This is a genomic window from Bacteroides sp. QWL-09 (assembly GCF_058683585.1).
The window spans coordinates 819327-845766 of record NZ_CM178748.1; the positions used below are offsets into that span (position 1 = coordinate 819327).

23 protein-coding genes and 1 tRNA gene are annotated in these 26440 nt (G+C 41.6%); 13 read left to right on the top strand and 11 right to left on the bottom strand.

The window, feature by feature from the left end; translation table 11 throughout:
* Positions 1–2: 2 nt before the first annotated feature.
* Positions 3–1463 (bottom strand): sodium:solute symporter, encoded by a 1461-nt coding sequence (locus AC4PG5_RS03210; RefSeq protein WP_492030019.1) that lies wholly within the window; start codon positions 1461–1463, stop codon positions 3–5.
* 277 nt (positions 1464–1740) lie between these two features.
* Here AC4PG5_RS03210 and recR point away from each other — a divergent pair, with 277 nt between their 5' ends.
* The 3 genes from recR (at position 1741) to AC4PG5_RS03225 (ending at position 3633) form a co-directional block, all read left to right on the top strand.
* Positions 1741–2358 carry a recombination mediator RecR gene (gene recR, locus AC4PG5_RS03215; RefSeq protein ID WP_492030020.1) on the top strand — a complete coding sequence of 206 codons (618 nt, stop codon included), beginning with the start codon at positions 1741–1743 and terminating at the stop codon, positions 2356–2358.
* 223 nt (positions 2359–2581) lie between these two features.
* Positions 2582–3064: a hypothetical protein gene (locus tag AC4PG5_RS03220; RefSeq protein WP_492030021.1), complete on the top strand. Its 483-nt coding sequence runs from the start codon at positions 2582–2584 to the stop codon at positions 3062–3064.
* A gap of 2 nt (positions 3065–3066) precedes the next feature.
* Positions 3067–3633: a GNAT family N-acetyltransferase gene (locus AC4PG5_RS03225; RefSeq protein ID WP_492030672.1), complete on the top strand. Its 567-nt coding sequence runs from the start codon at positions 3067–3069 to the stop codon at positions 3631–3633.
* A 379-nt stretch (positions 3634–4012) separates the two neighbouring features.
* On the opposite strand, the gene AC4PG5_RS03230 is transcribed toward AC4PG5_RS03225, so the two are convergent.
* Both AC4PG5_RS03230 and AC4PG5_RS03235 read right to left on the bottom strand, forming a co-directional pair.
* The gene (locus AC4PG5_RS03230; RefSeq protein ID WP_492030022.1) at positions 4013–4603 is read right to left on the bottom strand and encodes a YqgE/AlgH family protein; all 591 of its coding nucleotides are present in this window, start codon (positions 4601–4603) and stop codon (positions 4013–4015) included.
* Positions 4604–4691: 88 nt separating this feature from the next.
* Positions 4692–6008, bottom strand: a complete 1317-nt coding sequence (locus AC4PG5_RS03235) for an aminotransferase class I/II-fold pyridoxal phosphate-dependent enzyme (protein ID WP_492030023.1) — start codon at positions 6006–6008, stop codon at positions 4692–4694.
* 179 nt (positions 6009–6187) lie between these two features.
* Between AC4PG5_RS03235 and AC4PG5_RS03240 the strand changes: the two genes are divergently transcribed.
* Positions 6188–6261 (top strand) — tRNA-Asp (locus AC4PG5_RS03240).
* Between the two features lie 46 nt (positions 6262–6307).
* On the opposite strand, the gene AC4PG5_RS03245 is transcribed toward AC4PG5_RS03240, so the two are convergent.
* The 3 genes from AC4PG5_RS03245 to AC4PG5_RS03255 form a co-directional block, all read right to left on the bottom strand.
* Positions 6308–7054, bottom strand: a complete 747-nt coding sequence (locus AC4PG5_RS03245; RefSeq protein ID WP_492030024.1) for an ISAon1 family transposase — start codon at positions 7052–7054, stop codon at positions 6308–6310.
* A gap of 25 nt (positions 7055–7079) precedes the next feature.
* Positions 7080–7424: an ISAon1 family transposase N-terminal region protein gene (locus AC4PG5_RS03250; protein WP_492030025.1), complete on the bottom strand. Its 345-nt coding sequence runs from the start codon at positions 7422–7424 to the stop codon at positions 7080–7082.
* Positions 7425–7545: 121 nt separating this feature from the next.
* Positions 7546–8775: a DUF4934 domain-containing protein gene (locus AC4PG5_RS03255; protein WP_492030026.1), complete on the bottom strand. Its 1230-nt coding sequence runs from the start codon at positions 8773–8775 to the stop codon at positions 7546–7548.
* A 187-nt stretch (positions 8776–8962) separates the two neighbouring features.
* On the opposite strand from AC4PG5_RS03255, the gene AC4PG5_RS03260 reads away from it, so the two are divergent.
* Positions 8963–9679: an IS5 family transposase gene (locus tag AC4PG5_RS03260; protein ID WP_492030027.1), complete on the top strand. Its 717-nt coding sequence runs from the start codon at positions 8963–8965 to the stop codon at positions 9677–9679.
* Between the two features lie 217 nt (positions 9680–9896).
* On the opposite strand, the gene AC4PG5_RS03265 is transcribed toward AC4PG5_RS03260, so the two are convergent.
* A complete protein-coding gene (locus AC4PG5_RS03265; RefSeq protein WP_492030028.1) occupies positions 9897–10169 on the bottom strand; it encodes a hypothetical protein in 273 nt (90 codons plus the stop codon).
* A 272-nt stretch (positions 10170–10441) separates the two neighbouring features.
* Between AC4PG5_RS03265 and AC4PG5_RS03270 the strand changes: the two genes are divergently transcribed.
* Positions 10442–10774: a helix-turn-helix domain-containing protein gene (locus tag AC4PG5_RS03270; protein ID WP_492030029.1), complete on the top strand. Its 333-nt coding sequence runs from the start codon at positions 10442–10444 to the stop codon at positions 10772–10774.
* Positions 10758–11882 (top strand): type II toxin-antitoxin system HipA family toxin, encoded by a 1125-nt coding sequence (locus AC4PG5_RS03275; RefSeq protein WP_492030030.1) that lies wholly within the window; start codon positions 10758–10760, stop codon positions 11880–11882. The genes AC4PG5_RS03270 and AC4PG5_RS03275 overlap by 17 nt, the downstream gene beginning before the upstream one ends.
* Before the next feature lie 436 nt (positions 11883–12318).
* Here the strand turns inward: AC4PG5_RS03275 and uvrB are convergent, their stop codons facing one another.
* Together uvrB and AC4PG5_RS03285 are read right to left on the bottom strand one after the other, a co-directional pair.
* On the bottom strand, positions 12319–14352 hold the full coding sequence (gene uvrB, locus AC4PG5_RS03280; RefSeq protein WP_492030031.1) for an excinuclease ABC subunit UvrB: 2034 nt from the start codon (positions 14350–14352) through the stop codon (positions 12319–12321).
* A 123-nt stretch (positions 14353–14475) separates the two neighbouring features.
* On the bottom strand, positions 14476–15771 hold the full coding sequence (locus AC4PG5_RS03285; protein WP_492030032.1) for an NCS2 family permease: 1296 nt from the start codon (positions 15769–15771) through the stop codon (positions 14476–14478).
* 291 nt (positions 15772–16062) lie between these two features.
* Between AC4PG5_RS03285 and AC4PG5_RS03290 the strand changes: the two genes are divergently transcribed.
* The 6 genes from AC4PG5_RS03290 to AC4PG5_RS03315 all read left to right on the top strand — a co-directional run bounded on the left by AC4PG5_RS03290 (position 16063) and on the right by AC4PG5_RS03315 (position 24653).
* Positions 16063–20082 (top strand): hybrid sensor histidine kinase/response regulator transcription factor, encoded by a 4020-nt coding sequence (locus tag AC4PG5_RS03290; protein ID WP_492030033.1) that lies wholly within the window; start codon positions 16063–16065, stop codon positions 20080–20082.
* Positions 20083–20310: 228 nt separating this feature from the next.
* On the top strand, positions 20311–21525 hold the full coding sequence (locus AC4PG5_RS03295; RefSeq protein WP_492030034.1) for a glycoside hydrolase family 88 protein: 1215 nt from the start codon (positions 20311–20313) through the stop codon (positions 21523–21525).
* 24 nt (positions 21526–21549) lie between these two features.
* On the top strand, positions 21550–22773 hold the full coding sequence (locus AC4PG5_RS03300; RefSeq protein ID WP_492030035.1) for a DUF2264 domain-containing protein: 1224 nt from the start codon (positions 21550–21552) through the stop codon (positions 22771–22773).
* A 179-nt stretch (positions 22774–22952) separates the two neighbouring features.
* Complete coding sequence (locus AC4PG5_RS03305; protein WP_492030036.1) at positions 22953–23756, top strand: outer membrane protein assembly factor BamD; 804 nt, start codon at positions 22953–22955, stop codon at positions 23754–23756.
* 14 nt (positions 23757–23770) lie between these two features.
* Positions 23771–24106, top strand: coding sequence for a DNA-directed RNA polymerase subunit omega (locus AC4PG5_RS03310; protein ID WP_492030037.1), 336 nt, complete (start codon positions 23771–23773; stop codon positions 24104–24106).
* Positions 24107–24209: 103 nt separating this feature from the next.
* On the top strand, positions 24210–24653 hold the full coding sequence (locus AC4PG5_RS03315; RefSeq protein WP_492030038.1) for a DUF4293 domain-containing protein: 444 nt from the start codon (positions 24210–24212) through the stop codon (positions 24651–24653).
* 148 nt (positions 24654–24801) lie between these two features.
* On the opposite strand, the gene AC4PG5_RS03320 is transcribed toward AC4PG5_RS03315, so the two are convergent.
* Both AC4PG5_RS03320 and AC4PG5_RS03325 read right to left on the bottom strand, forming a co-directional pair.
* Complete coding sequence (locus AC4PG5_RS03320; RefSeq protein ID WP_492030039.1) at positions 24802–25470, bottom strand: aminotransferase class IV family protein; 669 nt, start codon at positions 25468–25470, stop codon at positions 24802–24804.
* Positions 25454–26437 (bottom strand): aminodeoxychorismate synthase component I, encoded by a 984-nt coding sequence (locus tag AC4PG5_RS03325; protein ID WP_492030040.1) that lies wholly within the window; start codon positions 26435–26437, stop codon positions 25454–25456. Before AC4PG5_RS03325 ends, AC4PG5_RS03320 begins: the two co-directional genes overlap by 17 nt.
* Between the last annotated feature and the right edge of the window lie 3 nt (positions 26438–26440).

Genomic DNA, 26440 nt, shown 5'->3' on the forward strand with positions numbered 1-26440 from the left:
TTTTACGATTGCGACAAAGATAGTTCTTTTTTTTTAAAAGAAGCGAGGTAGAGCCCCAAGAACGTTAACGCACCATTGAGCATTAGGAGCTCGTATCCGAACTTGTAACCGGTTTGACGGCTGACCCAAAAGTCGATGAGGTAGCAAAGCACGGGTGCTGCTAAAGCGATGATCGGGGTTAGGCGATCCACCGTCTGTCGACGAGTGAACAGGCCGAAGGCGAACATTCCAAGAAGTGGGCCATAGGTGTAAGAGGCGATGATATAAATGGTATCGATCACGCTCTTATCGTTGATGAGGTTGACCAGACAGATGCATAACGCCAGTAAAGCGGAGAGCCCCAAGTGTACCCGGTTCCGCCAGCGAAGAGCTTTCGCTTCTTCCTTTTTATCGGTTTCCAGCAAGTCGATGCACACACTCGTCGTCATCGCCGTCAGTGCCGAGTCGGAGTTGCTAAACGAGGCGGCAATGATCCCGATGGTGAACAATACGGTGACGATCGATCCGAGATGCCCTTGCGTGGCAAACAGAGGTAGAATGTCGTCGTTAGCCATGGGAAGTTGCAGATTCATCTGTTGAGCCAAGATCAGCAGTAAAACGCCTAAGCACAGAAAGAGAAGATTGAGGGGGATAAAGGCGAAGCCATAACAATACATATTCTTTTGTGCCTCTTTAAGGTTCTTACACGTTAAGTTCTTTTGCATCATATCTTGATCGAGTCCGGTCATGACAATCACGATGAAGATTCCACTCAAGAATTGTTTGAAAAAGTTCTGTTTCGACACCCAATCGTCGAACACAAACATACGACTATGAGGATGTGAAGCGATGGTCTGCACGAGATTATCGCCATTCAGTTGCAACTGTTCGAATGTGAAAATGAGGATGTATATTAACGTTGCAATCAGACAGAAGGTCTGTAAGGTATCGGTCCACACAATGGTTTTGATGCCGCTCTTATGCGTGTAGATCCACACCAAGGTGACCGAACCGACAGCGATGAGCCAGAACGGAACGTGCATGCTGCTGAAGACATAAGTATACAGAATGAGGCAAACCAAGTACATCTTTGCCGCCGTTCCCAACAGACGGGAAAGAAGGAAAAATAGTGACCCCGTCCGATAAGCCTGTTTCCCGATGCGATGATCGAGATAGGTATAGATACTCGTGAGGTTGAGCTTGTAATAGAGTGGGAGGAGGAGATGGGCTACCACGAGATAGCCGAAGAAAAAGCCAAAGACGGTTTGCATATACGTCAGATCGGCCGACCGAACCATGCCGGGCACCGAGACGAAAGTCACTCCGGATATGGAGGCCCCGATCATGCCGAAAGCGACGACATACCAAGGTGATTTGTTTTCCCCTTTGAAGAAGGCAGCGTCTGAGTGGCTCTTGCGCCCCGTGAAATGGGCGATAATCAGAAGCAGAGTGAAATAGCAAACAATTGTAATTAGAATTTCCATAATAGTCGCAAAGGTAATATTTCTTGTTGAATATGAGATCGAAGGCGATCGTTTTATGAAACCAAAGACGATCGTTTTATGAAACCCCAAAGATTCTTTTATAAGACCAAAGACGATCGTTTTATAAGATAGAGGATGATCGTTCTATGAGATCGACACCCTCCTTTTGCAAAACCGAAGAGCATCATCTCGGTGAACATTTTTTAAAGTTTCCTTAAAAAAGAAAGAACGACTTAAAACAATATCTGTATATTTGCGTTTGAAAAAATAGAAATTGATGAATCAACAATATCCTTCTTTATTACTTGAAAAAGCAGTCAGCGAATTTGCGAAATTGCCCGGTATAGGTCGGAAAACAGCTATGCGACTGGTCTTGCACTTGTTACGTCAAGAGGCCTCGGCTGTTGAATCTTTTGGACAATCGGTCATCACGCTGAAACGTGAAGTGAAATACTGTCGTGTTTGTCACAACATCTCCGATACCGATGTTTGTCAGATCTGCGGAAATCCTCAGCGCGATCCCTCGGTGGTCTGCGTGGTTGAGAATATCCGTGATGTGATGGCGGTCGAGGCGACCCAACAGTTTAAGGGATTGTATCACGTCCTTGGTGGGGTGATCTCGCCGATGGATGGTATCGGTCCTTCCGACTTGCAGATCGATAGCCTCGTGCAACGGGTGACAAGCGGAGAAGTAAAGGAGGTGATTCTCGCTTTAAGTACCACGATGGAAGGGGATACCACCAACTTTTATATCTATCGCAAGCTAGAGAAGAGTGCGGTGAAACTCAGCGTCATTGCCCGTGGCATCTCTGTGGGAGATGAGTTGGAATATGCCGATGAGGTAACCTTGGGACGAAGCATTGTGAACCGTACGCCGTTTAACGGTACCATGTAGTTGTTAATGGTACCATGTAGTTATTTGGCGGCATATACATTTATAACGCTATGTACATTTAATAACGCCATATACATTAAATATGGCATGTACATTAATAACATGATGTAGTTCTTTAATGGCACTGCCTAACGTGGTATAGCCCCCGTATAAACGCCGTATCAAATAAAGCCCGTATCAAATAAACCTCGTATCAAAATTATATAAAACTGTACAGAATACTATGGAAAGAGAAATAAAACAAACCAGTCAACGAATCATTTGGAGTTATCGTCTATTCTGGTTGTTGCCGATCATGATTATTATTGCCGGTGAATCCGAATGGATACCGGTCGGTCAGTATGCCGATGACGTCACGGTGAGTTATGTGTTGGAGACATTAGGTATTCTCTTCACGGCGATCTGTGTTCCTCTGGCTCTTAAACTTTTTAGTCGCATCTTCCGTAAGAAGATCGATGAAGTTGCCATTGATGTTGCTTTGAAGCGTTATGCCTTCTGGAGCTTGATTCGCTTAGCCCTTTTGGGAGTGCCTCTATTGATGAATTTAGTGAGTTATTATTTGACATTAAGTCGTACCGGATTGCTTTGCATGTTGATCACACTGACTGCTTCTCTGTTCTGTGTGCCGAGCGAGAAAAAGCTTCGTGCCGAACTTAATATTTATAAAGATGAAAGTTTTAAGATTAAAGATGAAATAAAAGATTGATGATGAAGTCTTCTTTTTTAAATGGTGAATTGATCTTTTTACGTGCTGTAGAGCCTGAAGATCTTGATATCATGTTCGATATGGAAAATGATCCGGAGATGTGGGATATTAGCAGCTTTACGGTTCCTTATTCCAAACACGTCCTCAGACAATACATCCTTGATACCTCATACGATTTGTATGCCGATAAGCAAGTACGACTGATGATTGTGCGCCAGGCCGATCAAACAACGATTGGTACGATTGATATTACCGATTTTGTGCCGTTGCATTCGCGAGCATCGGTTGGCATTGCCTTACGTGCCGATTGTCGAGGAAAAGGGTATGGGGTAGAAGCCCTTCGATTGTTGATGGACTACGCTTTCCGTTTCTTGAAATTGAAGCAACTATGTGCCTTTATTGCCGTAACAAACCAGCCTAGTCGTCACCTTTTCGAACAGTGTGGGTTTCAGCAATCCGGCATACTCAAAGATTGGCTTTTCTTGGAGGAGACTTATGTGGATGCGGTATTGATGCAATGCCAGAATCCTCGAATGACGAAAACTCACTCGGCAACCGAATCAAAGTAAGCTTTTAATTGAGAATAATAATAAATCCCGATAGTTGCGTTGCGTCTAATTGCATGCAATTCGGGATTATTCTTGAATTATTTAAGATTAGTTCCTGACTGGTTCCTGAGCAATTTTAGACTAATCCCTGACTAACTTTAGCTAGTTTCAGACTAGTCCTGCCTAATTCGAACTAATTCTTGAATAGTCCTGCCTAATTCGAACTAATTCTTGAATAGTCCTGCCTAATTCTAATTAGTTCTTGACTAATCCTCACCAATTCTTGACTAGTCAAGACTAGTTCTTTACTTATCCCAACTAGCTTCAGATAAGTCCTAGATTAGCCTAGATTAAACTAGATTAGCCTAGATTATATTGCCCCCGGATTTATTCAATATTATTAGTTTAAGGAGGGGACTTGAGGAAAGCGTGCCCAAGCTTTGTACTTGTTGCCCATGCTAATCAGCGCCTCCTTCCAAATCTCTTTGATATCAGTATCCATCAGAAAAGTTTGCTCACTTCTCGACACCAACCACGTGTCTTCTTCCAACTCTTTGTTGAGTTGCCGACTTTCCCATCCGGAGTAGCCTAAGAAAAAGCGGATCACTCCTTTTGACGGATTCCCTTCCAACAGATAATTTTTGATTTCCTCAAAGTTACCATTTAGATACAACCCTTTCTCGATGGGGAGTGCCCCCGTGATGTGGGATAACCGATGGATGTAGAACAACGTGTCCGGAGCCATTGGACCACCTTTGTACAATGGAATTAAATCCAAATGCGTGAGATCATCAATGAGGTCGTTTAGAAAGAGGGGGTAGGGCTTGTTTAATATCAGTCCCATGCTCCCATCATCGGTATGATCGATGAGGAGTACGACTGATCGTCCAAACATGTTGTCTGCGAGGAAAGGCTCTGAAATTAAGATCTTTCCTCGAGACGGTAAAACGTTATTCGTTTTAATTTTGAATAGGTTCGTATCGATATTCATACCTCTAATGTATGATTTAAAACTCAATTATCCTAATTTTCTTAGGGGTTTTTGCTTTAGAGGTATGAAAAGTACCAAACGATAACTGTTAATGAATCGGGTGATTCTCGGCAAATAGAGCCATTCGTTCTTCCAAAAGATCGTATTGATGGGCTTGGATGAACGACGTACATGCTCTGAGTCCCTGTTGATGACTCCCCGTGTTGGCCAATGAGATGGCACTCACTCCATAATACATCAGTTCTTGACTCAAGACCCCGCTGCTCATGCCCGGATAGCCGATCGTGAAATAGAATCCATCGGCAATCGGTTCCCCTAAATCATTATCGTAGACCAAGTAGAACCCATGGCGTAGGAAGATTTCTTTCAATCGTTTCGCCCGTTCGCCATAGACTTTGACTTCATCTAGGAAGTTATATTTCCCTTCGGTGGCTGCTTTGAACATCGCTGCTAAAGCATATTGTGCGGAATGACTCGTGCCCGATGATAGCGCATATAGAGTTCTCTGAACAAAGACACTGCCGAATGTTCCACTTCCGTAACGTTGCGTCAACCCGGGGAAGGAGCGATGATATAAAGTGTTCGAGATGCAGACGACGCCAATTCGTTGTCCGGCATAACTAAAGGCTTTGGAGCCGGAGATCAGAAGCGCGTAGTTGTCGGTGTAATGAGCCACAGACGGTTGGTAAGGCGCTTGGTAAGGGCGACTCAGATCTTTTCGGAAATCCATGCCGAAATAAGCCAAATCCTCCAAGACGATGGTGTCGTATTGAGTCGCAAGCTCACCAATGATCTGTAGTTCGTTCTCCTTTAGACAGATCCAACTCGGATTGTTCGGATTGGAATAGACCAAAGCTGCAATATTACCTCGTTTGAGATAGCTCTCCAATTGCTCTCTGAGTTTATCGCCGCGGAATTCGTAAACGTCGAACGTCTCGAACTTCTTACCCATGACGCGCAACTGCTGTTTTTGTACGGGAAATCCCGGATCGATAAATAAGATCGTGTCTTTCTCCTCAGTACATTGCGTACAAGTCAGGAAGGAAGCATAAGAGCCCTGCATCGACCCGGTAACGGGAATGCAGCCTTCCGGTGAAACATCGACATTGATGAATGCTTTGACAAAATCCGATGCGGCTTGTTTGAGTTGAGGGATGCCGTTGATGTCGGGATAGAGACTCGCTATTCCGCTATTGAGAGCCTCAATTTCAGCTTTGACCCCTACAGAAGATGGAGGTAGTCCGGGGACACCCATTTCCATTTTAATAAATTCTGTGCCGGATAACTGCTCAACTTTTGAGGCGATGGCTTTCACTTCACGAATGGTGGCTTTACCAAAGTCGACAAGCTGAAAATCGCGAATGGTTTGGTCGACTAATTCTTTTTTAATCGGTGTATCTTTCATGTGTTTCTAGGTTAATAGATTTATGCATTTCTAGGTTAATAGATTTGCAAGCAAATGTAGCCCATTAAACGGTATAACCCTATTTTTAATAAAAAAAATATTTATGTTTTATTGCAGGTTTCAAAAAAATGTCTACCTTTGCAACGCAATTGAGAGAGATTGTAATAAAAGAAAATTTTGGTCTGGTAGTTCAGTTGGTTAGAATACATGCCTGTCACGCATGGGGTCGCGGGTTCGAGTCCCGTCCAGACCGCTTTCGAAGAAAGCAAAGTAAAAGAAAAAGCTCTGTAATTTAATGATTACAGAGCTTTTTTTGTTGTTATGTTTGCCTGAACTTTCGTTTGCGTGGACTGATGATAAATGAGTCCTAAGCGCATACTTAAATAGTATGCTTTTTTGATGTCCGGGTATTCTCTAAACAAAATAGCTGCACGTTTACTTTGAGAACTACTCCAGGCTGTCTCTTTCTTAAATAACAAATAACGGCTTCTAGCAAGCAGCTGCTTTAGCGTGTCTCCATTTTCAAACACCAAAGGTTTATACTGCATTCCACAGGCCTTAGCATAACTAATCTCTATATTTTCTTTATCCATAGCCTCCCAACGTGCTTTAATACGCATTTCCTGTACGGCTTCAAAGGCCAATTGCTGAACATGGAAACGGTCGACCACTTGCCGGGCGGCGGAGAAACAGATACGAGCAACCTGATGCATGTTCGAGGCCATGTCTAAAGTGATCTCACGAACTTGAAAACGACGTCTGCGCGATAGTTTGAGTAATACTCTCGAGACTGTTTGTACATCTGTTCCTTTAATCATGGCAATAATGCTTCCTTTCTTACCTTGGGCTTCCTTATTGATTAGAATTGTGTATAACTTTCCACGGGAAAGACTTGTTTCATCCGGTCCTACATGAGCACCGATATTCTTTTCAAACAAGATCCAATCTTCTGCATGAGGAAGTTGATCCCAAAGTCTGTAATTGCTCAGATGATTCTTATACTGTGATTCGAGTTGCTTGGCCTCCAAACCATAGTGATCGGCCAATGAACTGATGCTAAGGGCGCGCGAGTCAATCCATCGCTTTTAAAAAAGACGCAAATTCACAGGAGATTTGCGTGCCTTGAGCCATTAATAACCAGTTACGGGAGACGTATTTTTCTTTGGTATGATTATACCACCTGCGTTTCTTTATATAAAGGATACAGCTCCGTCCGCGCATGGGATAATCATGCATACGAACTTCCTCATAAAATCCTTTGCTTTCAAGCTTATCCTGCTGATATTCTTCAGGAGGATTATTTCTCTCCTCAAAATAAATTTCAACTTTATCGGAAAGCTCATTAAAACGAACCATGTCGAAGTAATCAAACATGCCATCGGGAAAGATAAAACGCAGGAAGCTATCGTAATTCATAAGCTTTTGGGCAAAGATAAAGATTATCAATCAAAGTCCCTCAGGATTTAGGTATGATCCTAAATGAACAAGATTATATTCTATATCTTTAGCGGTTATATCTGCAAATGGGTTCATATTATTATTCTTTAAATTTGGCAATCATCAATACAGGATTATCATCTTCTTTTAGTTTGGAAGCAATTATTTTTAATTCACCTTTCAACTTTCCTTCATTGTTAAATTTTATAAGTTTTTCAGGCTTATATATTTGTATTGCATATTTTGGAGGAACTGAATGTATATTTGCAGACAATCTTTCGTATATCGAAGTTGTCACATCTGCCCAAGTAACTCCATCTCCATTGAAAAATTCGATAAGATAACACTCATTAATCTTTTTGTCAATTAAATAAAATACCGGTTCAGGAACATTTTTTGTTTTAAAATCGAGATTTTTTTCCTGCGTAAACCATAACTGGTATCGGTCTGTAAGAAATTCAATTGTTGATATTATTGGCTTGTTATTATTACTAACACAATTTTTTCTTACAGCTATAGGTTGTAATACATCATTCTGATAAATATAAGCAGTATCCAAAGTAAAATCAGCAATTAGTCCATCTGAACCAAAAGTCGCCAAAGGAGAGACTCCTAATGTACCACCTATCGAGTTTTGTTCATCAATATATTGAACGAACTCATCTCCTATTCTTTTCGTAAATTTCAAAGGGAGAGGTGTAAGTTTTCCTGTTTTTTTTGAAATCTTACAATAAGGAGTTTTATTTGTCTGGTCATCTTTTCCTGTATCAACCATATATTTATCATTACCTAATAAAAAATCGTCATTATAATTAAATATAGAAGATGAAAAATTACTTTTTGCCGGTAATCTCAATGTTCGTCTATATTTACCTTCGTAATCATAAACTTGAATACACTTTTTCCAAAAATCGACAACAAATATCTCTTCATTATCGACTGCTATACTAATTGGGTCACGATATTCTTCTCCGCTTTGCCCTTTATGATTAAAAGAATGGAGATACTTTCCTCTCCTGTCAAAGATTACTATTGTACCAAGTAGATCGGAAGCGATTATTTTATTACTGGTTATATATATAGAAGTCGATTTCAGTAATGCATCTTCGTTTGTTTCGAGTGCAATATATTCCACATCGGCAATGTCTTGCAGAGTGATCTTTTTTTTAGGGTAGTCTTTACTCAAATCAAGAATCGGCAATCCTACTGATACTTTTTTATTCCTTTCTATTTTCTGATCAGATTTTTCTTTACCTATTTTACTCGAATTAGTGGAACAAGCCACTAGCAATAAGAGTATGACTACATATAAGTTCTTTATTTTTTTCATTGTCCATTTATTGATAGAAACTGTTTGAAAATGAATTAAAATAATTGCTATGCAAGAATATATTACAGTGATTATCAGTTGGTTAATTGATGTGTTATTCTTAACTTTATGGTTACTAAGACATTAAGTTATGGAACAATATTCAACCAACCTCACTGATAAACAGTAGCAATTTATAGAAAAAATAGTGAATACACAAAAGAGAAGACAAAAATATTCTATTCGTGGGATTTTTAATGCCATTCTCTACTTGCTAAAAACAGGTTGTCAATGGCGTATGCTTCCTTCTAATTTTGCACCTTGGCAAAGCGTATACTACGATTTCAGCAAATGGAAGAATGAAGGTATAATAGAAGAATTGCTAAGCGCCATTCATTCTAATGTACGCAAACAATTAGGAAAAGCCGAAAGCCCGAGTTTAGGAATTATCGACTCTAGAAGCGTTAAGACTTCTCATCATGTTGATTCCGATAGAGGCATTGATGGACACAAAAAGATAAAAGGGAGAAAACAGCATGTAATCGTTGATACTCTTGGGCTACCAATGGCAGTAGCTGTTCATGAAGCAAACATTCATGATAGCAAGGGTGCTCCGCTAGTTATTGACAAACTCGCATTCAAATTTCCTCGTTTGATCAAAATACTCGCCGACGGAGAATACAGAGGGACTCTTTCGGATTGGATATTGGATAAATTTGGATGGGAATTAGAGGTTGTTTTACGACCTGATGAATGTCCATCCAAATTTCAAGTTCTACCCAAACGTTGGATTGTAGAAAGAAGCTTTGCATGGCTTGAGAATTTCAGAAAGCTTACCATTGACTACGAGTATTATGCAGAAACGGCTGTTACCATGGTACAATTGGTATTCTGCAAAATCATGCTTAATAAATATTTTGATTGATTTTTAAACAGGTTCTTAATGATTACAGAGCTTTTTTTGTTGTATGTATGCCTAAACTTTCGTTTACTCTGTTTTCGTTGATTCTATATGATGAGAAGTCTAAAACGATGTTGTCGCAACGACCGTACTCCAGCGTCTCAACGACCGTACTCCAGCGTTGCAACGACCGCACTCCAGCGTTGCAACGACCGCACTCCAGCGTTGCAACGACCGCATCTCACGATTGCGAGTACCGTATCTCCCGTGATTGATTAAACTTCTCCGTTGCGTTGGTCGTGATCTTGGGAAGACTTTGTTGCCCGATCTTGCTTTTTTCTTTTCCATATTCTGCAATGACTTGAATTATTAATGTGAATGGGATTCCTCGGGTGGCATATATTTTATAGAGTGAGTCATCAAAGTTAAAGTCATTAACCATAAGAGTATATGTCCAACTGATCATTAGTATGATTAAAGCCTGATAGAGAGTTAAGCTTCTGTGTATTTTCATTGATGCGATCTTTTTAAAGTGACTATTTATTGAAGAACAAATGTATCATTATTTCTTAAACTGGACTTGTTTTTTCAAATGAAAATTCCTTTACCTGCTCTTAAACATTTTTGAATGCTTCTTGTGTCGCTGATATAAAAAATAGTGAAAAGAATGCTTCCGTCGTTTGATTATTCTTTTATGCTTTTTGAGTGATTTTCATCGGAAAATCGTATATTTGTTATTGATAATATATACATAGTAATGATATGATAAGAGATGATTCAAATAATATGTTATCAGTATTAGATAACTATTCGCTTCCAAATGCCGATGAAATAGGGATGGAAATCGCTACAGATTTCCGTCGTCGTAGGGTGGAGAAGAATTTGACGCGAGAGCAACTAGCTGAGAAAACCGGAATTTCGGTGAGTAATGTGGTCCGATTTGAACAGAAGGGGTTAATTTCGTTAAGTAATCTTATTCATTTGGCCTTGGCGATGGGGTATGGATCAGAGATCAAAAATCTGTTTGCTCAACCTAAATATGAAACGATGGAAGAGTTGAGTCAAATTCGCAAAAATGCAAGTAAAAAGAGGGCGTATAGAAATGACGAAGATAGATAAATTGATCGTAAAATATCAAGGACAAACGGTTGGTCAGCTTTCTCTGACACCGGATAATCGCCTTTGCGCGTTTGAGTACGATGCGGGATGGCTGGCCGAAGGGTTCTCTATTTCTCCCTTGGAACTGCCTTTGAAACCCGGACTTTTCATCGCTTCTCCCACGCCGTTTTATGGTAACTTTGGCATCTTTGAAGATTCGTTACCCGATGGATATGGTCGGCATTTGCTCCATAAGGTCTTGCTAAAAAATGGAATCAATGACTCAGATCTTTCTTCTCTCGACCGACTTAGCTTGGTGGGAAATGGAGGGATGGGAGCGTTGACTTACGAACCGGAAACTTGTCTTCAGCAAAATTCTGAACCCTGTGATTTCGACCGTCTACAACAATTGGCTTTTGAAGTGTTGAAAGAAAAGAATGACAATGATGCCGGATTACTTCTGTTCAATAGTCAGAATAGTGGCGGATGCCGACCCAAAGCTTTGTTCACCGATGCGGATGGGCATTGGATGGTGAAGTTTCGCCATACCTATGACCCTTTAGATATGGGAATTCAAGAATATCATTATAATGAGGTGGCTTGTGGGTGCGGCATTGATGTACCCGACTTCAAGTTGGTAAACGACAGATATTTTGCATCTCGGCGGTTCGACCTATCTTCCAACGGGCAACGTTTTCATGTGGTCACAGCCGGAGGATTGCTTTGTATCTCTTTGTCGAACCCCATGCTTGACTATAGCAATCTTTTAGCTCTAACCGGATTCTTGACTCAAAGCCGCGAAGACGTGGAAGAGATGTTCCGTCGTATGGTGTTTAACTATCTGACGGACAATAAAGATGACCATTGTAAGAACTTCAGTTTTATTTGTAGGAAGAATTCTGTGGGTAAGTTTGTTTGGAGATTGGCTCCCGCTTACGATTTGACTTGGTGCGCCGAGGGTTACAATGGCGAGCATGCTACTTCGGTGAATGGCAAGGGTAGTCCTTCGTTGAGTGATATGATAACCATCGGAACCAAAGTCAAAATGAGTGAAAAACGCTGTCGCGACATCTTTGAGAGTGTTCGTGAACATTGCGGCGATTTGCTTCGTAATGATAGAATAAGGTGATTGATGGTAAAGAATCGTTTGATAATGATTATTCTATTGAAATTTAGAGCCTGTTTAAATTTAATTCAATGGCACCCATGTGGCATTTAACAATAATGAACATGATAGTACACTGTCGTAATAAAATAGCGCATTGTGGCATTTCACTACAACAATGCGCTATTTCACTACGGCGATGCGCTGTGTAAATGCGGCAATGTGCTGTGTAAATGTGACACAGAGGTAGGTATAAAAAAAAAGGAGTACCGCTGTACTCCAACCTTTGTTAACCTTAAATCTAATACTATGAAAAACACAGTACAAAGATAGGGGTTGTTTTGTAATTCGCAATAGTACGCCCTCTTTTTAGTTAAATATATAACGTCTATTAACGATGATATCGTGAATTAACGATCTTTTTAACAAAAACAGAAGATATAGGTGTTGTTTTTAATAATCATCCCCATTTTTCCTTTTTAAGATCCTCCAATTTGAGTAATTCGTCTCGATATTGTGCTGCCTCGATAAACTCTAACTTTTTTGCCGCCTCATGCATCTGTTTACGCAGACGTTCGATCGCCTTCTCCATTTGTGAGACATTCATGTATTGAACGATCGGATCGGCCGCTACATTTGGCGTTTCCGGTTCGATATACACATGACGTTGTTTCAGAGCGTTCGCCTCTTCGCTGTCATTCGTTCCAAAGACAGCCAGGTTGCGCGCCTTCTTGATCTGTGTCGGAGTAATGCCGTTGGCCTCATTATAAGCCAACTGTTTCTCTCGTCTTCGGTTGGTTTCACTGATGGTCAGCTTCATGCTGTCGGTCATCTTATCGGCGTACATGATCACCTTACCGTTAACATTTCTAGCCGCTCGTCCGGCTGTTTGGGTCAATGATCGGTGAGAACGTAAGAAACCTTCTTTATCGGCATCTAAGATGGCAACGAGCGAGACTTCCGGTAGGTCGAGTCCTTCACGCAAGAGGTTGACGCCGATCAGCACATCGTAGATACCTTGGCGGAGATCGTCCATGATCTTGATGCGTTCTAGCGTGTCGACATCGCTATGGATATAGTTACAGCGCACATTGTTGTTCAGCAGATATTCCGAAAGCTCTTCTGCCATGCGTTTGGTCAGCGTGGTGATCAGCGTGCGCTCTTCTTTCTCGATGCGTAGCTGAATCTCTTCCATCAAGTCGTCAATCTGATTCATGCTTGGGCGAACCTCGATAACCGGATCAAGCAGTCCGGTAGGACGGATAACTTGTTCGACAACGATACCTTCCGATTGGATAAGCTCGTAATCGGCAGGTGTGGCGCTGACATAGATGACTTGTTTGGCAAGGGTTTCGAACTCTTCGAATTTCAATGGACGGTTGTCCATCGCCGCCGGTAAACGGAATCCGTACTCTACAAGATTGGTCTTTCGGGCACGGTCGCCGCCATACATGGCACGTATCTGTGGAACACTCACGTGACTCTCATCGATTACGATGAGAAAGTCGTCCGGAAAGAAGTCGAGTAGGCAGTAGGGGCGTGATCCTTCTTCACGACCATCGAAATAGCGTGAATAGTTCTCGATGCCCGAACAATGTCCCAGCTCACGCATCATCTCCATATCGTAAGTGACGCGTTCGTATAGTCTCTTGGCCTCGTAGGGTTTTCCGATCGATTCGAAATAGGCGACTTGTTTGGTGAGGTCGTCTTCGATCTGATGAATGGCCCGAAGCGTGGCCTCTTTGGTGGTCATGAAGAGGTTTGCGGGATAGATCTTGTAGCTCTCGAACTTGTTTAAGGTGACTCCGCTGATGGGGTCGACTTCTTCAATACCGTCGATCTCGTCTCCCCAGAAAGAGACGCGTAAGAGGTTGTCCGAATAGGCTAAGAAGATATCTACGGTATCGCCCTTAACGCGGAAATGTCCACGACTGAGTTCGATATCGTTGCGAGCATATAAGCTGTCGACCAAGCGTCGAAGAAAAACGTTACGGTCGAGCAATCGTCCGCGTTCGATCTCGATGACATTGCTGTAGAAATCGGAAGGGTTGCCCATACCATAGATACACGACACAGAGGAGACGACCACGATATCTTTCCGTCCCGATAAGAGGGCAGAGGTGGCCGCTAAACGAAGCTTGTCGATCTCGTCATTGATGGCAAGATCCTTCTCGATATAGGTATCGGTGTTGGGTAGATAGGCTTCCGGCTGATAATAGTCGTAGTACGAAACGTAATATTCTACCGCATTGTTTGGGAAAAATCCTTTGAACTCACTATACAATTGAGCCGCTAATGTCTTGTTATGACTTAAGATCAGCGTGGGTTTGTTGATCTGTGCTATCACGTTTGCTATGGTAAACGTCTTTCCGGAGCCGGTGACTCCCAGTAGCGTTTGTGCAGGAAGCCCCTGATTGATCCCGTCGGTCAGTTGGGCTATCGCTTCCGGCTGATCGCCTGTTGGCTGGTAAGCAGCAGTGAGTTCAAAGTTCATGATTTTATTAGGTTTTAAACTAAAGTAAAAGACTAAAGTAGAAGACTGAAGTAAAAGACTGAAGTAAAAGATTGAGCGTATTCTTCAGGCTTTCACTTCAGTCTGCTGATTCAGTTTTATTTATTATCCGACGACGAGTTTGAGAACAAACAAGACGCAGAGGATATACATGGTTAATGAGACTTCTTTGTATCGGCCGGTACAAACTCTGATGATGACGTAGCTTAACATACCAAGGATGATACCGTCGGCAATAGAATAAGTTAAGACCATCATAAGCATGGTTACGAAAGCCGGTAAAGCTTCTGAAATATCGTCGAGACGAACGTTCGGGATATTGCTAATCATCAATACACCCACAATAAACAAAGCACCGGTGGTTGCTGCACTTGGGATGATCAAGAAGATTGGAGCAAAGAACAGAGATAAGATGAATAGACCGGCTACGACTAACGACGTTAATCCGGTACGACCACCTTCGCTGATACCTGAAGCACTCTCAACGTATGAACCTACGGTTGATGTTCCCATCATTGCACCGAATGTGGTACCGATAGCATCGGCCAATAACGCTTGTTTGATGTTGGGTACTCGACCGTATTTATCCATTAATCCTCCTTTGGCCGTAACACCGATCAGTGTACCGATGGTATCGAACAAGTCCATAAAGATCAAAGCGAAGATCACAATGGCCATATCTAAAGAGAAGATGTTGCTAAAATCGAATTTCATGAAAGTCGGTTCTACAGAGTGAGGGAGTGAAACCGGTGAGAAGTTTTCCGGAAGATGAGTCACGCCCATCGGAATGCCGACAAGGGTACAGATGATAATACTATAGAATAACGCTCCGCGAACTTTTAAGATCATTAAGACTCCACTCAACATGATACTGCCTACGGCTAATAATGCAACCGGGGTGAACTTACCCAACATCACGAAAGTTGCTTCGTTAGATACGATGATTCCCGCATTCTTTAATCCGATGAAAGAGATAAACATACCGATACCCGCCGATATGGCATATCGCAGACTGAGTGGTATGCTGTTGACGATGGCTTCCCGGATGTTGAAAGCGGTGATTAGGATAAAAATCAAACCTTCAATGAATACGGCGGTAATAGCGGTTTCCCAGCTGACTCCCATGCCTTGTACAATGGTAAAGGTGAAAAAGGCATTAACACCCATGGCAGGTGCCAAGGCGATAGGTAATTTGGCTAAAACAGCCATTAAGAAAGTGGCCAAAGCCGATGAAACAGCTGTTGCAGTAAATACTGCTTCTTTACTCATTCCTGTTTGAGATAGGATATCCGGGTTAACCGCCAGGATATACGACATCGTCAAAAAAGTAGTTAGCCCTGCTATGCATTCGGTGCGGATACTGGTTTGTCCTCGGTATCCAACGAGTTGGAGTAATTTCATAATGCTTCTTTTAGAATTTACATAGATTTTAAAACAAGCTACAAATATTCGTTAAAATAGTTGAGAAATACAAATCAGTCGACGCTTTTATGCTTATATTTTTGCCTTTTTTCAATCCTAATTTGTGCTCAATAGGGTGTGGTGTTGCGTTAATTGTACAATGGCATTTGACTTATTCATGGTCTATAGGCCCCATCGTTGCAATACAAATCGGGCCGTTTTTTATTTGTGTAATATAAATATATGAGATATATTTGTTCGCTATTAGCATTGCGCGCACAAAACAAAACCATGAAAACACGTTCACTCATTTTAAGTTTATTACTCTTATCTACACATCTATCTGCTTTCGCGGGTTATTTTCGTCATCTGGGACAAGAAGATGGACTTTCGCAGTCGTCTGTGATGGCCATTTATCAAGATCAACTTGGCCGGATGTGGTTTGGTACCCGTGAAGGTCTCAATGTTTACGATCAGGAAAAAATCACTTCTTATAGAGGCTGGGTGAGTGGAGCAAACTCTAGATGCGATTCGGTGTTGATCGGTAACGAGATCTCTTTCATAAAGGGCGATCGGAAAGGGGATGTCTTTATCGTAGCCGATGGTAAGCTGCTGAAGTATAGTATTCGAAAAGAGTCTTTCCAAAAAGTGACTTCCCGAGTCATATATGCCATGAATACGCATGACGGCAACATTTGGGTGGTTTCGCGCGATTCGATCTTTATGTATAATGAACAGAGTGGTGGTTTGGATTTTCGCCATAAGGTTCATCTGCCTATGATCAACTATATCACGGTATCGGAGTTATCGATTCTCATTTCTACAAAAAAAGGATTGTATGAGATGAACCGGAAAAACGGATCGGTTAAATGCCTCATACCGGAAGTGGATGTGTATCGTACGTTTTATAGTTCGAAGAAAGAGCTGTGGGTCGGGTGTCGCACAGAAGGTTTATATCGCATCGACCGTGCGGGTAAGATTAATAAGGTGCCTTATATGCCGTTCAGTCCTAAAGGAATATCGAGTTCGCAGATTCGCGAATTTGTTGAGGACTGGCATGGGAACATCTGGTTTGGTACTTTCGACGGATTACAGAAGTACGATCCGAAGAAGGGGACTTACACCCTTATTAATAGGACGTACGATGTGGGTGAACTGGCGCATAAGTCGATCTTTTCTCTTTATCAAGATATTCAAGGAACAATTTGGGTCGGGAGTTATTATGGAGGAGTCAACTATTTTAATCCGGATAATCATGTTTTTACTTATTATTCTTATGACCCCGACAGGCGGGGGGATCTGAATTATCCTTTTGCCGGTGAAATGGTGGAAGATAAACGCTCTAATCTCTGGATCTGTACGGATGGAGGTGGGCTGACTTGCTTAAACCGTTCGACTAATGAGTTTTCTTCATATACCGCCGGTGGTGGCAATCGTTTGCCGCATAACAATCTTAAAAGCATCTGTTACGATTCGAAACGTGAGGTCTTATACATCGGCACTCACCTTGGTGGGTTGTGCCGTTACGATCTGAGGACCAAGACGTTTTATAACTATCTCAAGATGGGCTATGAAGGGGGAAAGGGGCCGAATGATGTCGTCTTTAAAGTCTGTTTCCATCATGACCGTTTGTACGTGGCTGCTCGTAATGGTGTTTTCGAGATGAATCCTGAAACGAACGAGTTTAGGGTGCTCGTCGATGATGGGCGTTATTATCAGACGTTCGATATTGATGAAAAGAATCAGATGTGGTTGGCTACCGGTTCTTACATCACTAAATTGCGATTGGATAATCTTCAGGAAGTTGAACATCACAGTCTAAAACCGTTTGGTTGCAATTTCTATATTGTCAAATTATTGAGATCGTCGGACGGGAAGCTTTATGCTGCAACTCTCGGATCGGGATTGTTCTGTTATGATGAGCATAAGCGGGAGTTCACGAGGTTTACTTTCGAAGAGGGGCATCTGTTGAGTAATTATTGTTATAATCTTCTGGAAACCACCGATAAGAGCATTCTGATCACGTCTAATCGCGGCATAACATTGTATAAACCTCACAATGGACAGTTCCGCTCTGTCGAACTGGAGAACGGACTCTTATTGTCTTCTATCATCGATGGATGCGGGACTTGCGTTACAAACGATAACATGATTGTTGTGGGGGGAACCAATGGACTCATAGCCTTCAAGGAGAAAAAACTCGATGCCATCTATAAAACGCCTAAACTTTATTTCTCGAAGTTGTTGGTCAATAATGCGGAGATCCGTCCGGATGATGATCATGGCATTTTAAGCGAATCGCTTCCTTTCCTTAAGGAACTTGATTTGAAGGCTAACCAGAACAGTTTTACTATTGAGTTTGCAACTTCGAATTATATCGACATCCTGAATAGTGACTCGTATGAGTATCGGTTGGAAGGGTTTGACCGTAAATGGATTCTAACGACTCATTCGCGATTGAATTATACAAATCTGGATCCCGGGACTTATATCTTGCATGTCAGAAAGGGGACTAATGCTCTCAAGAACCAATATGTACAAGAGATCTCTCTTAAAATAGTCATTTCTCCGTACTGGTATCATACTTGGTGGGCCATCACCCTCTTTATTCTTTTCGTTCTTTCTCTCTTGTATTGGATCTATAGAGTGGTTCGGCTCAGAAGAAACCTATGTCTGTCGCTGGAGATCGAAAAGGCCGAGAAGAAGCGAATTGACGAATTGAACCAGGCTAAACTCCATTTCTTTACGAACGTGAGTCATGAGTTCCGTACGCCGCTGACGCTGATTGTGACTCAAGTGGATATGCTGTTACAAAAGAGTAAGATCTCCCCTGAAGTGTATAATGGCATATCGATGATCAACAAGCATGCTTGTCAGATGAAAAACCTGATATCGGAGTTGCTCGATTTCCGTAAGTTCGAACAAAACCATTTTGTGATCCATGTCTCGGAAAATAATTTGAGTGCATTCCTAAAGGATATCTATGCCACTTTCTATAATTACGCCAGTGGTAGGCACATCACTTTCAACCTGAATATTCAGGAGGAGGATATTGTGTGTTGGTTTGATCTTAAGCAGATGGAGAAAGTGATGTTCAACTTGCTGTCGAATGCGTTTAAATACACGGCCGATGGTGGGGAGGTCTCTATCGAATTAGAGCATAAGGGACACGACCTTGTGCTAAAGGTTATAGATAATGGGGTCGGCATTGCTCAAAACGATTTGGGGCAGATCTTCAATGCGTTCTATCAGAGTGGTAATCAACAGAAGGTCAACAGTACCTTTGGAACGGGGATTGGATTGGCTCTAACGCGGACCATCATAGAAAAACATGGGGGAGTCATCTCTGTTGAGAGTCAGCCCGGACAGGGCAGTACGTTTCAAGTGATCTTGAGAACGGATCGGGCTCATTTTGAACAGCGGAGTGACGTGGCTCTCGTGACGAAGGAGGAGCAGACGTCTTATACGCCCGATTCGATTATCAATATCATTGACGATAGTCGTTTGAGTCAGACGGAAATCGATGATTTGGTGGTCGATGGGGTCAAAAAGTATAAACTGCTCATTGTTGAAGATAACGAAGAACTTCTTTATACGTTGGAGAAAATCTTCCAGCCATTCTATCAGATTGTCTTGGCACAAGATGGGGAGGCTGGTTTGAAGAAAGTGATTGAGGAATCTCCCGATATCGTGATCAGTGATGTGATGATGCCGGTAATGAGTGGAACGGATCTGTGTGTGCATATCAAAAACAACATCGATTTATGCCACATTCCTGTCATCCTGTTGACGGCCTTGGACTTGGTGGAACAAAACATTGAGGGCTTGGGTCGGGGTGCTGATGATTATATCACTAAGCCTTTTAATGCTCAACTGCTCATTGCCCGTTGCAACAACCTGATTAGAAATCGCGTGCTGCTGAAGAATCAATTCGTGAAGAAGCCTATCGAAGATATTGATCTAGTCGCTATCAATCCGTTGGATAAAGAGCTACTAGAGAAGGTGGTCGTTATCATCGAACAGAATCTTGATGATGAGAAGTTCGATGTCAATGTTTTGTGTCGTGAGATCGGGCTAGGACGGACGTCACTTTATTCGAAGTTTAAGTCCCTGACGGGCATGACGCCCAATACGTTTATCTTAAACTATAAACTCAAATTGGCTGCTGCGATGCTCAAGAATGACGATCATTTGCAAATTGCAGATATTGCCTTCCGTTTAGGATTCGGTTCTCCGGTTTATTTTAGCCGCTGTTTTAAGACGCAGTATAATATGTCGCCACAAGATTATAGGAAGTCGGTTAGGAAATAGTCCATTTTTTATAAATGTTTCTGATATTCAGCCCCGGTGGATAATTTGTGCTATTGAATTGGAAGAATAAGTCAAGTCGTCATCTGTTTTTTTTCTCTTCTTTGCATCTATAATGAAGTCCAGATGAATGGGAGATGGCTTGGGGCTAGGGGAGACCCTTGGAAGCTCTTTGACCTCGAAGATTGATCCGGACGGAAATTGTGATAAATCAAAAACATTGACTAAACTATGAACTTAAAAATTAAACAAATTCTGATTTACTCAGTTCTTTTCCTAATCTTCGGGGTACATGACATTCATGGGCAAACACGAAAAGATATTCGTCAGGTCTGTAAACAGATGGACTATGCCCTCGATCGAATGGCTAGTGAGAGCGACAAATGTCTGAACCCTGTGACTTTAAACAAAAAGGGAGGAGTGTATTATTGTGGCTATGCCGATTGGCGTAGTGGTTTCTTCCCCGGAAGCTTATGGTATTTGTACGAACTGACCGATAATGATAAATATTTGAATCTTGCTCAAAAATATACCACTTCCATCAGCAAAGCTCAGTTTCTGACTTGGCATCATGATATCGGTTTCATTATCTATTGTAGTTTTGGGAATGGCTTACGGCTGACTAAAAACAAGGAGTATGTCGATGTTGTGTTGCAAGCTGCGAAATCGTTATCTACCCGTTTCCGCCCTGCACCTAAGGTTATTCAAAGCTGGGACGTGAAAGGAAACAGTTGGCAAAGCAAGAGAGGTTGGCAGTGTCCGGTTATCATTGATAATATGATGAACTTGGAACTGTTGTTCGAAGCCACAAAATTATCGGGCGATTCGACTTATTATCATATTGCCGTCGATCATGCTGATCGCACTTTAGCTGAACATTTTAGACCCGACGGGAGTTGTTTTCATGTGGTCGATTATGATCTAGTGACCGGTAAGCCTAGACATAAGCAAACGGCTCAAGGTTATTCCGACGGATCTACTTGGTCGCGCGGACAAGCTTGGGCTATTTATGGCTATGCCATGTGTTATCGTGAAACAAAAGATGAGAAGTATCTGAAACAAGCTTTAAAGACGTTTGAGATGATGAAGAATCATCCTCGCATGCCAAAGGATTTGATTCCATATTGGGATATGGATGCGCCAAATATTCCGAATGAACCTAGAGATGTTTCTACGGCTTCTTGCATTGCATCGGCTCTGTATGAGATCTCGACCTTCGACATTCCTAATGCTAAATCTTATAAGAAGTATGCAGATCGCATCATGAAGTCTTTGGCTTCTAAATCGTATAGAGCTTCGGTCGGTGCTAATGGTGGATTCATCTTGATGCATAGTGTCGGAAGTATTCCTCATGATAGTGAGATTGATGTTCCTTTAAATTATGCGGATTATTATTACCTTGAGGCACTGAAGCGTAAAAAGAGTATCGAAAGTAAAAGTAACTGATTTAGTAAATAAAAATACATTGTTATGAGACGAAGAATAACCTTAGTTCTGTTTGCTTTGATTTGTTTATCGACGGGTTCTGCTATGGCTAAAAAAACCTCAGACGGTCAGGCGGATCGCAAATTATGGGTGCGTACTTTATTGCGTATTTCAGACCCGGTATTGAGTAACTTGGCCAATGAGACCCTTAAGAGTCATATGCCTTATCAGTCTTTAGCCGGCAATAGACAGCATTATTCGTACTTGGAGGCTTTGGGACGTACGGTTTGCGGTATCGCTCCATGGCTCGAGTTGGGGCCTGATCCTTCAGAGGAAGGCCGGTTGCGTGAGAAATATATTGCAATGACTGTAAAGGCGATATCGAATGCCGTAAATCCATCGTCTCCTGATTATATGAAGTTCTCTATTCCGACTCAGTCGTTGGTCGATGCAGCTTTCTTGGCGGAGGGATTATTAAGAGCTCCTAAGCAATTGTGGGGTAACTTGGATGAAACGTCGAAACAGCGTGTGATCTATGAACTTAAACAGAGCCGACTGATCAAGCCTAATCCAAACAATTGGTTGCTCTTTACTTCTATGGTTGAAGCTGCTTTGCTCGAATTCACCGGAGAATGCGATCTTGAACGCCTCACTTATGGTGTTAAGCGTTTTCAGAATGATTGGTATTGTGGGGACGGACAATATAGTGATGGAAAGAAATTCCATGTCGACTATTATAATAGCTTCGTGATTCATCCGATGCTTACCGATATCCTGATTGTGATGCATAAGCATCAGATTGAAGGCAGTGACTTTTTGGAGGTTCAATATCCGAGATTGTCTCGTTATGCTGAGCAGTTGGAACGTATGATTTCACCGGAAGGGACTTATCCTGTTGTGGGGCGGTCAATCGTTTACCGGGTTGGTGTGTTCCATGCTTTAGGACAAGCGGCATTGCTTCATAAATTACCAAAGACGATTACTCCTGCACAAGTGCGTTGCGGAATGACGCAGGTTCTAAAAAAGCAATTTAAAGGTCGTGCTAACTTTGATGCTAACGGATGGCTGACTGTTGGATTTAATGGTAATCAGATTTCGATTTCAGAAGAATATATCAATACAGGAAGTACTTATCTTTGTGTGAGTGGGTTTTTACCATTAGGCTTATCGCAGGAAGATGATTTCTGGAGTTTACCTTATGCGGAATGGACTAATCTAAAAGCATGGGGAGGCGAGAAGGTGAAAGCCGACCATGCCATCTCAAATTAATAGATCCTATTTCTCTCGTTGTAATTAGAGTTCTTTTACACTTTATCGACTCGAATGTTCGTTTGATTAAAGTGTAAAAGAACTTTTTTTAGCACTTAACTTCTTTTTTGTATAAAAAAACATTGATTAATTGGTTAATTCCATACGATTAAGTAACTTTGCCCATTATTTTTAAAAGCATGAAAAAGAATATCGCTATAACAATTCTATTGGCTACGGCTCTTTCATCTTGTGGAGAGTATAATAAGGTGCTTAAAAGTACCGACTACGAATACAAATATGAGGCCGCCAAGAACTATTTTGCTAAAGGAAAATATACCAAATCTGCAACTTTACTGAATGAGTTAATAACGATTCTTAAGGGAACAGATAAGGCAGAAGAATCATTATACATGTTAGGTATGAGCTATTATAATGATGGCGATTATTCGACTGCAGCCCAAACGTTTATAACTTATTACAATACTTATCCTCGTGGAACGTTCGCTGAGTTAGCGCGATTCCATGCCGGTAAAGCGCTCTATTTAGATACTCCTGAACCTCGCTTGGACCAAACGAGTACGTATCAAGCCATTCAACAGCTTCAGATGTTTATGGAGTATTGTCCAACCAGCTCTAAAAAGCAAGAAGCTCAGAAAATGATCTTCGAACTTCAAGATAAGTTGGTAAAGAAGGAGCTTTATTCTGCTCGACTATACTACAACTTAGGAAACTATATGGGTAATAATTTTGAGTCGTGTGTCGTTACCGCTCAAAATGCTTTAAGAGACTACCCTTATACTGAATATAGAGAGGAACTTTCTATGTTGATTCTGAAGGCGAAGTATAACATGGCTATTTATAGCGTCGAAGAGAAGAAGGTTGAACGCTATCGTGAAACAATCGATGAATATTATGCTTTCAAAAATGAGTTTCCTGAAAGTAAGTATTTGAAAGAGGCTGAAAAGATCTTTGAAGATTCTAAGAAAGTAATAAAAGACTAATTTAAAATAGATTTATGGATTACAAAAAAACCAATGCTCCTTGCACTACTGTGACTCGTGACATGATGGACTTATGTGCCGATACAGGTAATGTTTATGAAACAGTTTCTATCATTGGTAAGCGAGCAAATCAGATTAGCGTGGAAATTAAGAGTGATTTATCTAAGAAACTAGCTGAATTTGCTTCTTATAATGATAATCTTGAAGAAGTTTTTGAAAACAGAGAGCAAATCGAGATTTCTCGTTATTATGAGAAGTTGCCAAAGCCAAATTTGATTGCTACGCAAGAATATCTTGAAGGAAAGGTTTATTATAGAAACCCTGCAAAAGAAAAAGAAAGATTGCAGTAAACTTCTTTATTAGAAAAACTTATTATAGTCAAGTTATTTAGGTGAGGGGTATCTCTACCTTGATCGCTTGGCTATTATTATTTAATTTAATCTTAAAACAGATATGATTCAACGCATCCAATCCGTTTACTTATTAGTGGTGACGGCTTTATTGATAGTTACTATGTGTTTACCCTTGGGTACATTTGTTACCCCATCGGGATTATTCGATTTTAATGCATCAGGAGTTGTTGTGAACGACACTGTTCAGTCGACTTGGGGATTATTGGGCATTTTGATTCTTAGCGCTATGATTTCTTTTGCAACAATCTTGCTTTTTAAGAATCGAGTATTGCAGATCAGAATGACTGTTTTTAACTCCTTGCTTATACTTGGCTTTTATATCGCTTTCGTCGCCTTCTATTTTGCTTTAAAGACCGACGCTAGCACACTTAAGGTTAGCTGGTCGCTTTGTTTGCCACTTGTGGGCATGGTCCTAAACTATTTAGCGATCCGTGCTATCGGACGTGACGAAGTGATGGTGAAAGCTGCAGATCGTTTACGATAAATATTCGACTAAAATATAGTTTTTTAAAAAGGTTGTGCAACGTTTGTTTGCGTGACCTTTTTTTATTCTTGGGATCGGCTGATTATCGTCGATTGAGAGAGCGTACAATCGCTAGCGAGAATGTCATAAAAGGCTTTAGAGATCGATCTTACAGTTGAATCTGAGAGATGGGTAAAACGATTTGTTTAAACTCAATCATGGCGTTAAATAACGTTATGTGAGTATAGTTTGCCAACTCTTCTAAATGAATGTCTTTTTCCATGATCAGTCCGTCGTGAAGAAGCTGAGCTCGTTTGGTTCCTTTGAGTAAGGGATGCTGTGGGGTAACCCACGTCTTGCCATCGTATAGCGCAACGTTGGCGATGGAAGTATCTGTCAGCCGCAAATGGCGAACAATGAGGACGTCGTCTGCCGATTTCCGTAAATCAAAAAGCGTGTTTAAATCTTTCCGGTCACTACTCTTATAGCCATAGTCAATGGTATCACTTTGAACGATTTGGAGGGAGGAAACCGGACGGATCACATAAGGGGCGTAGTCGATCTCCAAGATTGAATCGGCATAAAGTACCCGACATTTAACTCTACCTTCTTTTATGGGACAAGCCATGACTGTTTGAAGATCAATGATCGAATCAGCTTGAGTGTTAATGATCGAATCCGAATCAGCCTGAAACTGAATAGGCGAATCCGTTTGAAGATCAATCGACGAACCGCTTGGATAGAAACGAGCTCTTGTCCGGTTGAGTCGCTCATTGTGATAGTCGAGATTGAGGGCACGACTATTTTCAATGCAGATGGTTTCAATAAATGGGTACATAGACTTTTTGTTTCATTTCGTGGTATTCACTTTCGGCTTCACTCTGGAAAGTGATGCCACCTCCGCTTTTGAAATAGAGCTGATTCTCTTTTTGCTCAATAAACCGGATCATAACGGCACTATCCAGACGATGGCCGTCATAATATCCGGCAATGCCGGTATAAAACCCGCGGTCGTATTTCTCAGCTTGATGAATAATCTCTTTGGTCTTCACCTTGGGGGCACCGGTGATTGAACCCGCAGGAAGAAGTTTAAAGATGATCTCTCCCAAATGTTCGGGATAGTTTTCGGGGAGTTGGCCTACAATCTCCGAGCTTGTTTGTAGGATGCTGCCTTCATTAGTCTTTAGGGTATCGACGTATCGATAGCGCTTGACCGAAACGTCTTTCGAAACCATGCTAAGGTCGTTGCGAATCAAGTCGACTATGGTCGCATGTTCGGCACTTTCCTTGACGTCGTCAAGGAGTAATGCTCTCGCATGAGGTAGCGTCGCGTCGATCGTCCCTTTCATTGGGTAAGAACTGATCTGGTTTCCGTTGATCCGGATAAAGATCTCAGGCGAGAATACCACAAAGTGGTCTTTAATATAAAGCTTGTAAAGGGCTTTCGATCGAGAAAAAATATCGGTTAGAGAAAGATTCGTCTCGATGGGAGTCTGACAGGTTAGATTGGCTAAAAAGCTATTACCACTTAGGATATTCGTTTTAACGATGTTGAACGATTCGTTGTAAGATTCAAAAGACTCCGGAAACGTGTTCCATAGGATAGGGGCGTTTTGAAGGGTGCAGGGAGATGTATAATTGGAATAGCCGTTGAAGTCATAAAGCACTTCCGAAGGATCAATACGGTCGATTTCTTCAATATAAGAGTTCTGTCCGGAATAATCAATGATAAAGATGAATGCACGTTTCTTCCGACCTAAATCGTTTAGCCGTGCAATGCTTTGTTCTTCAGTATAGACTTTCATTTT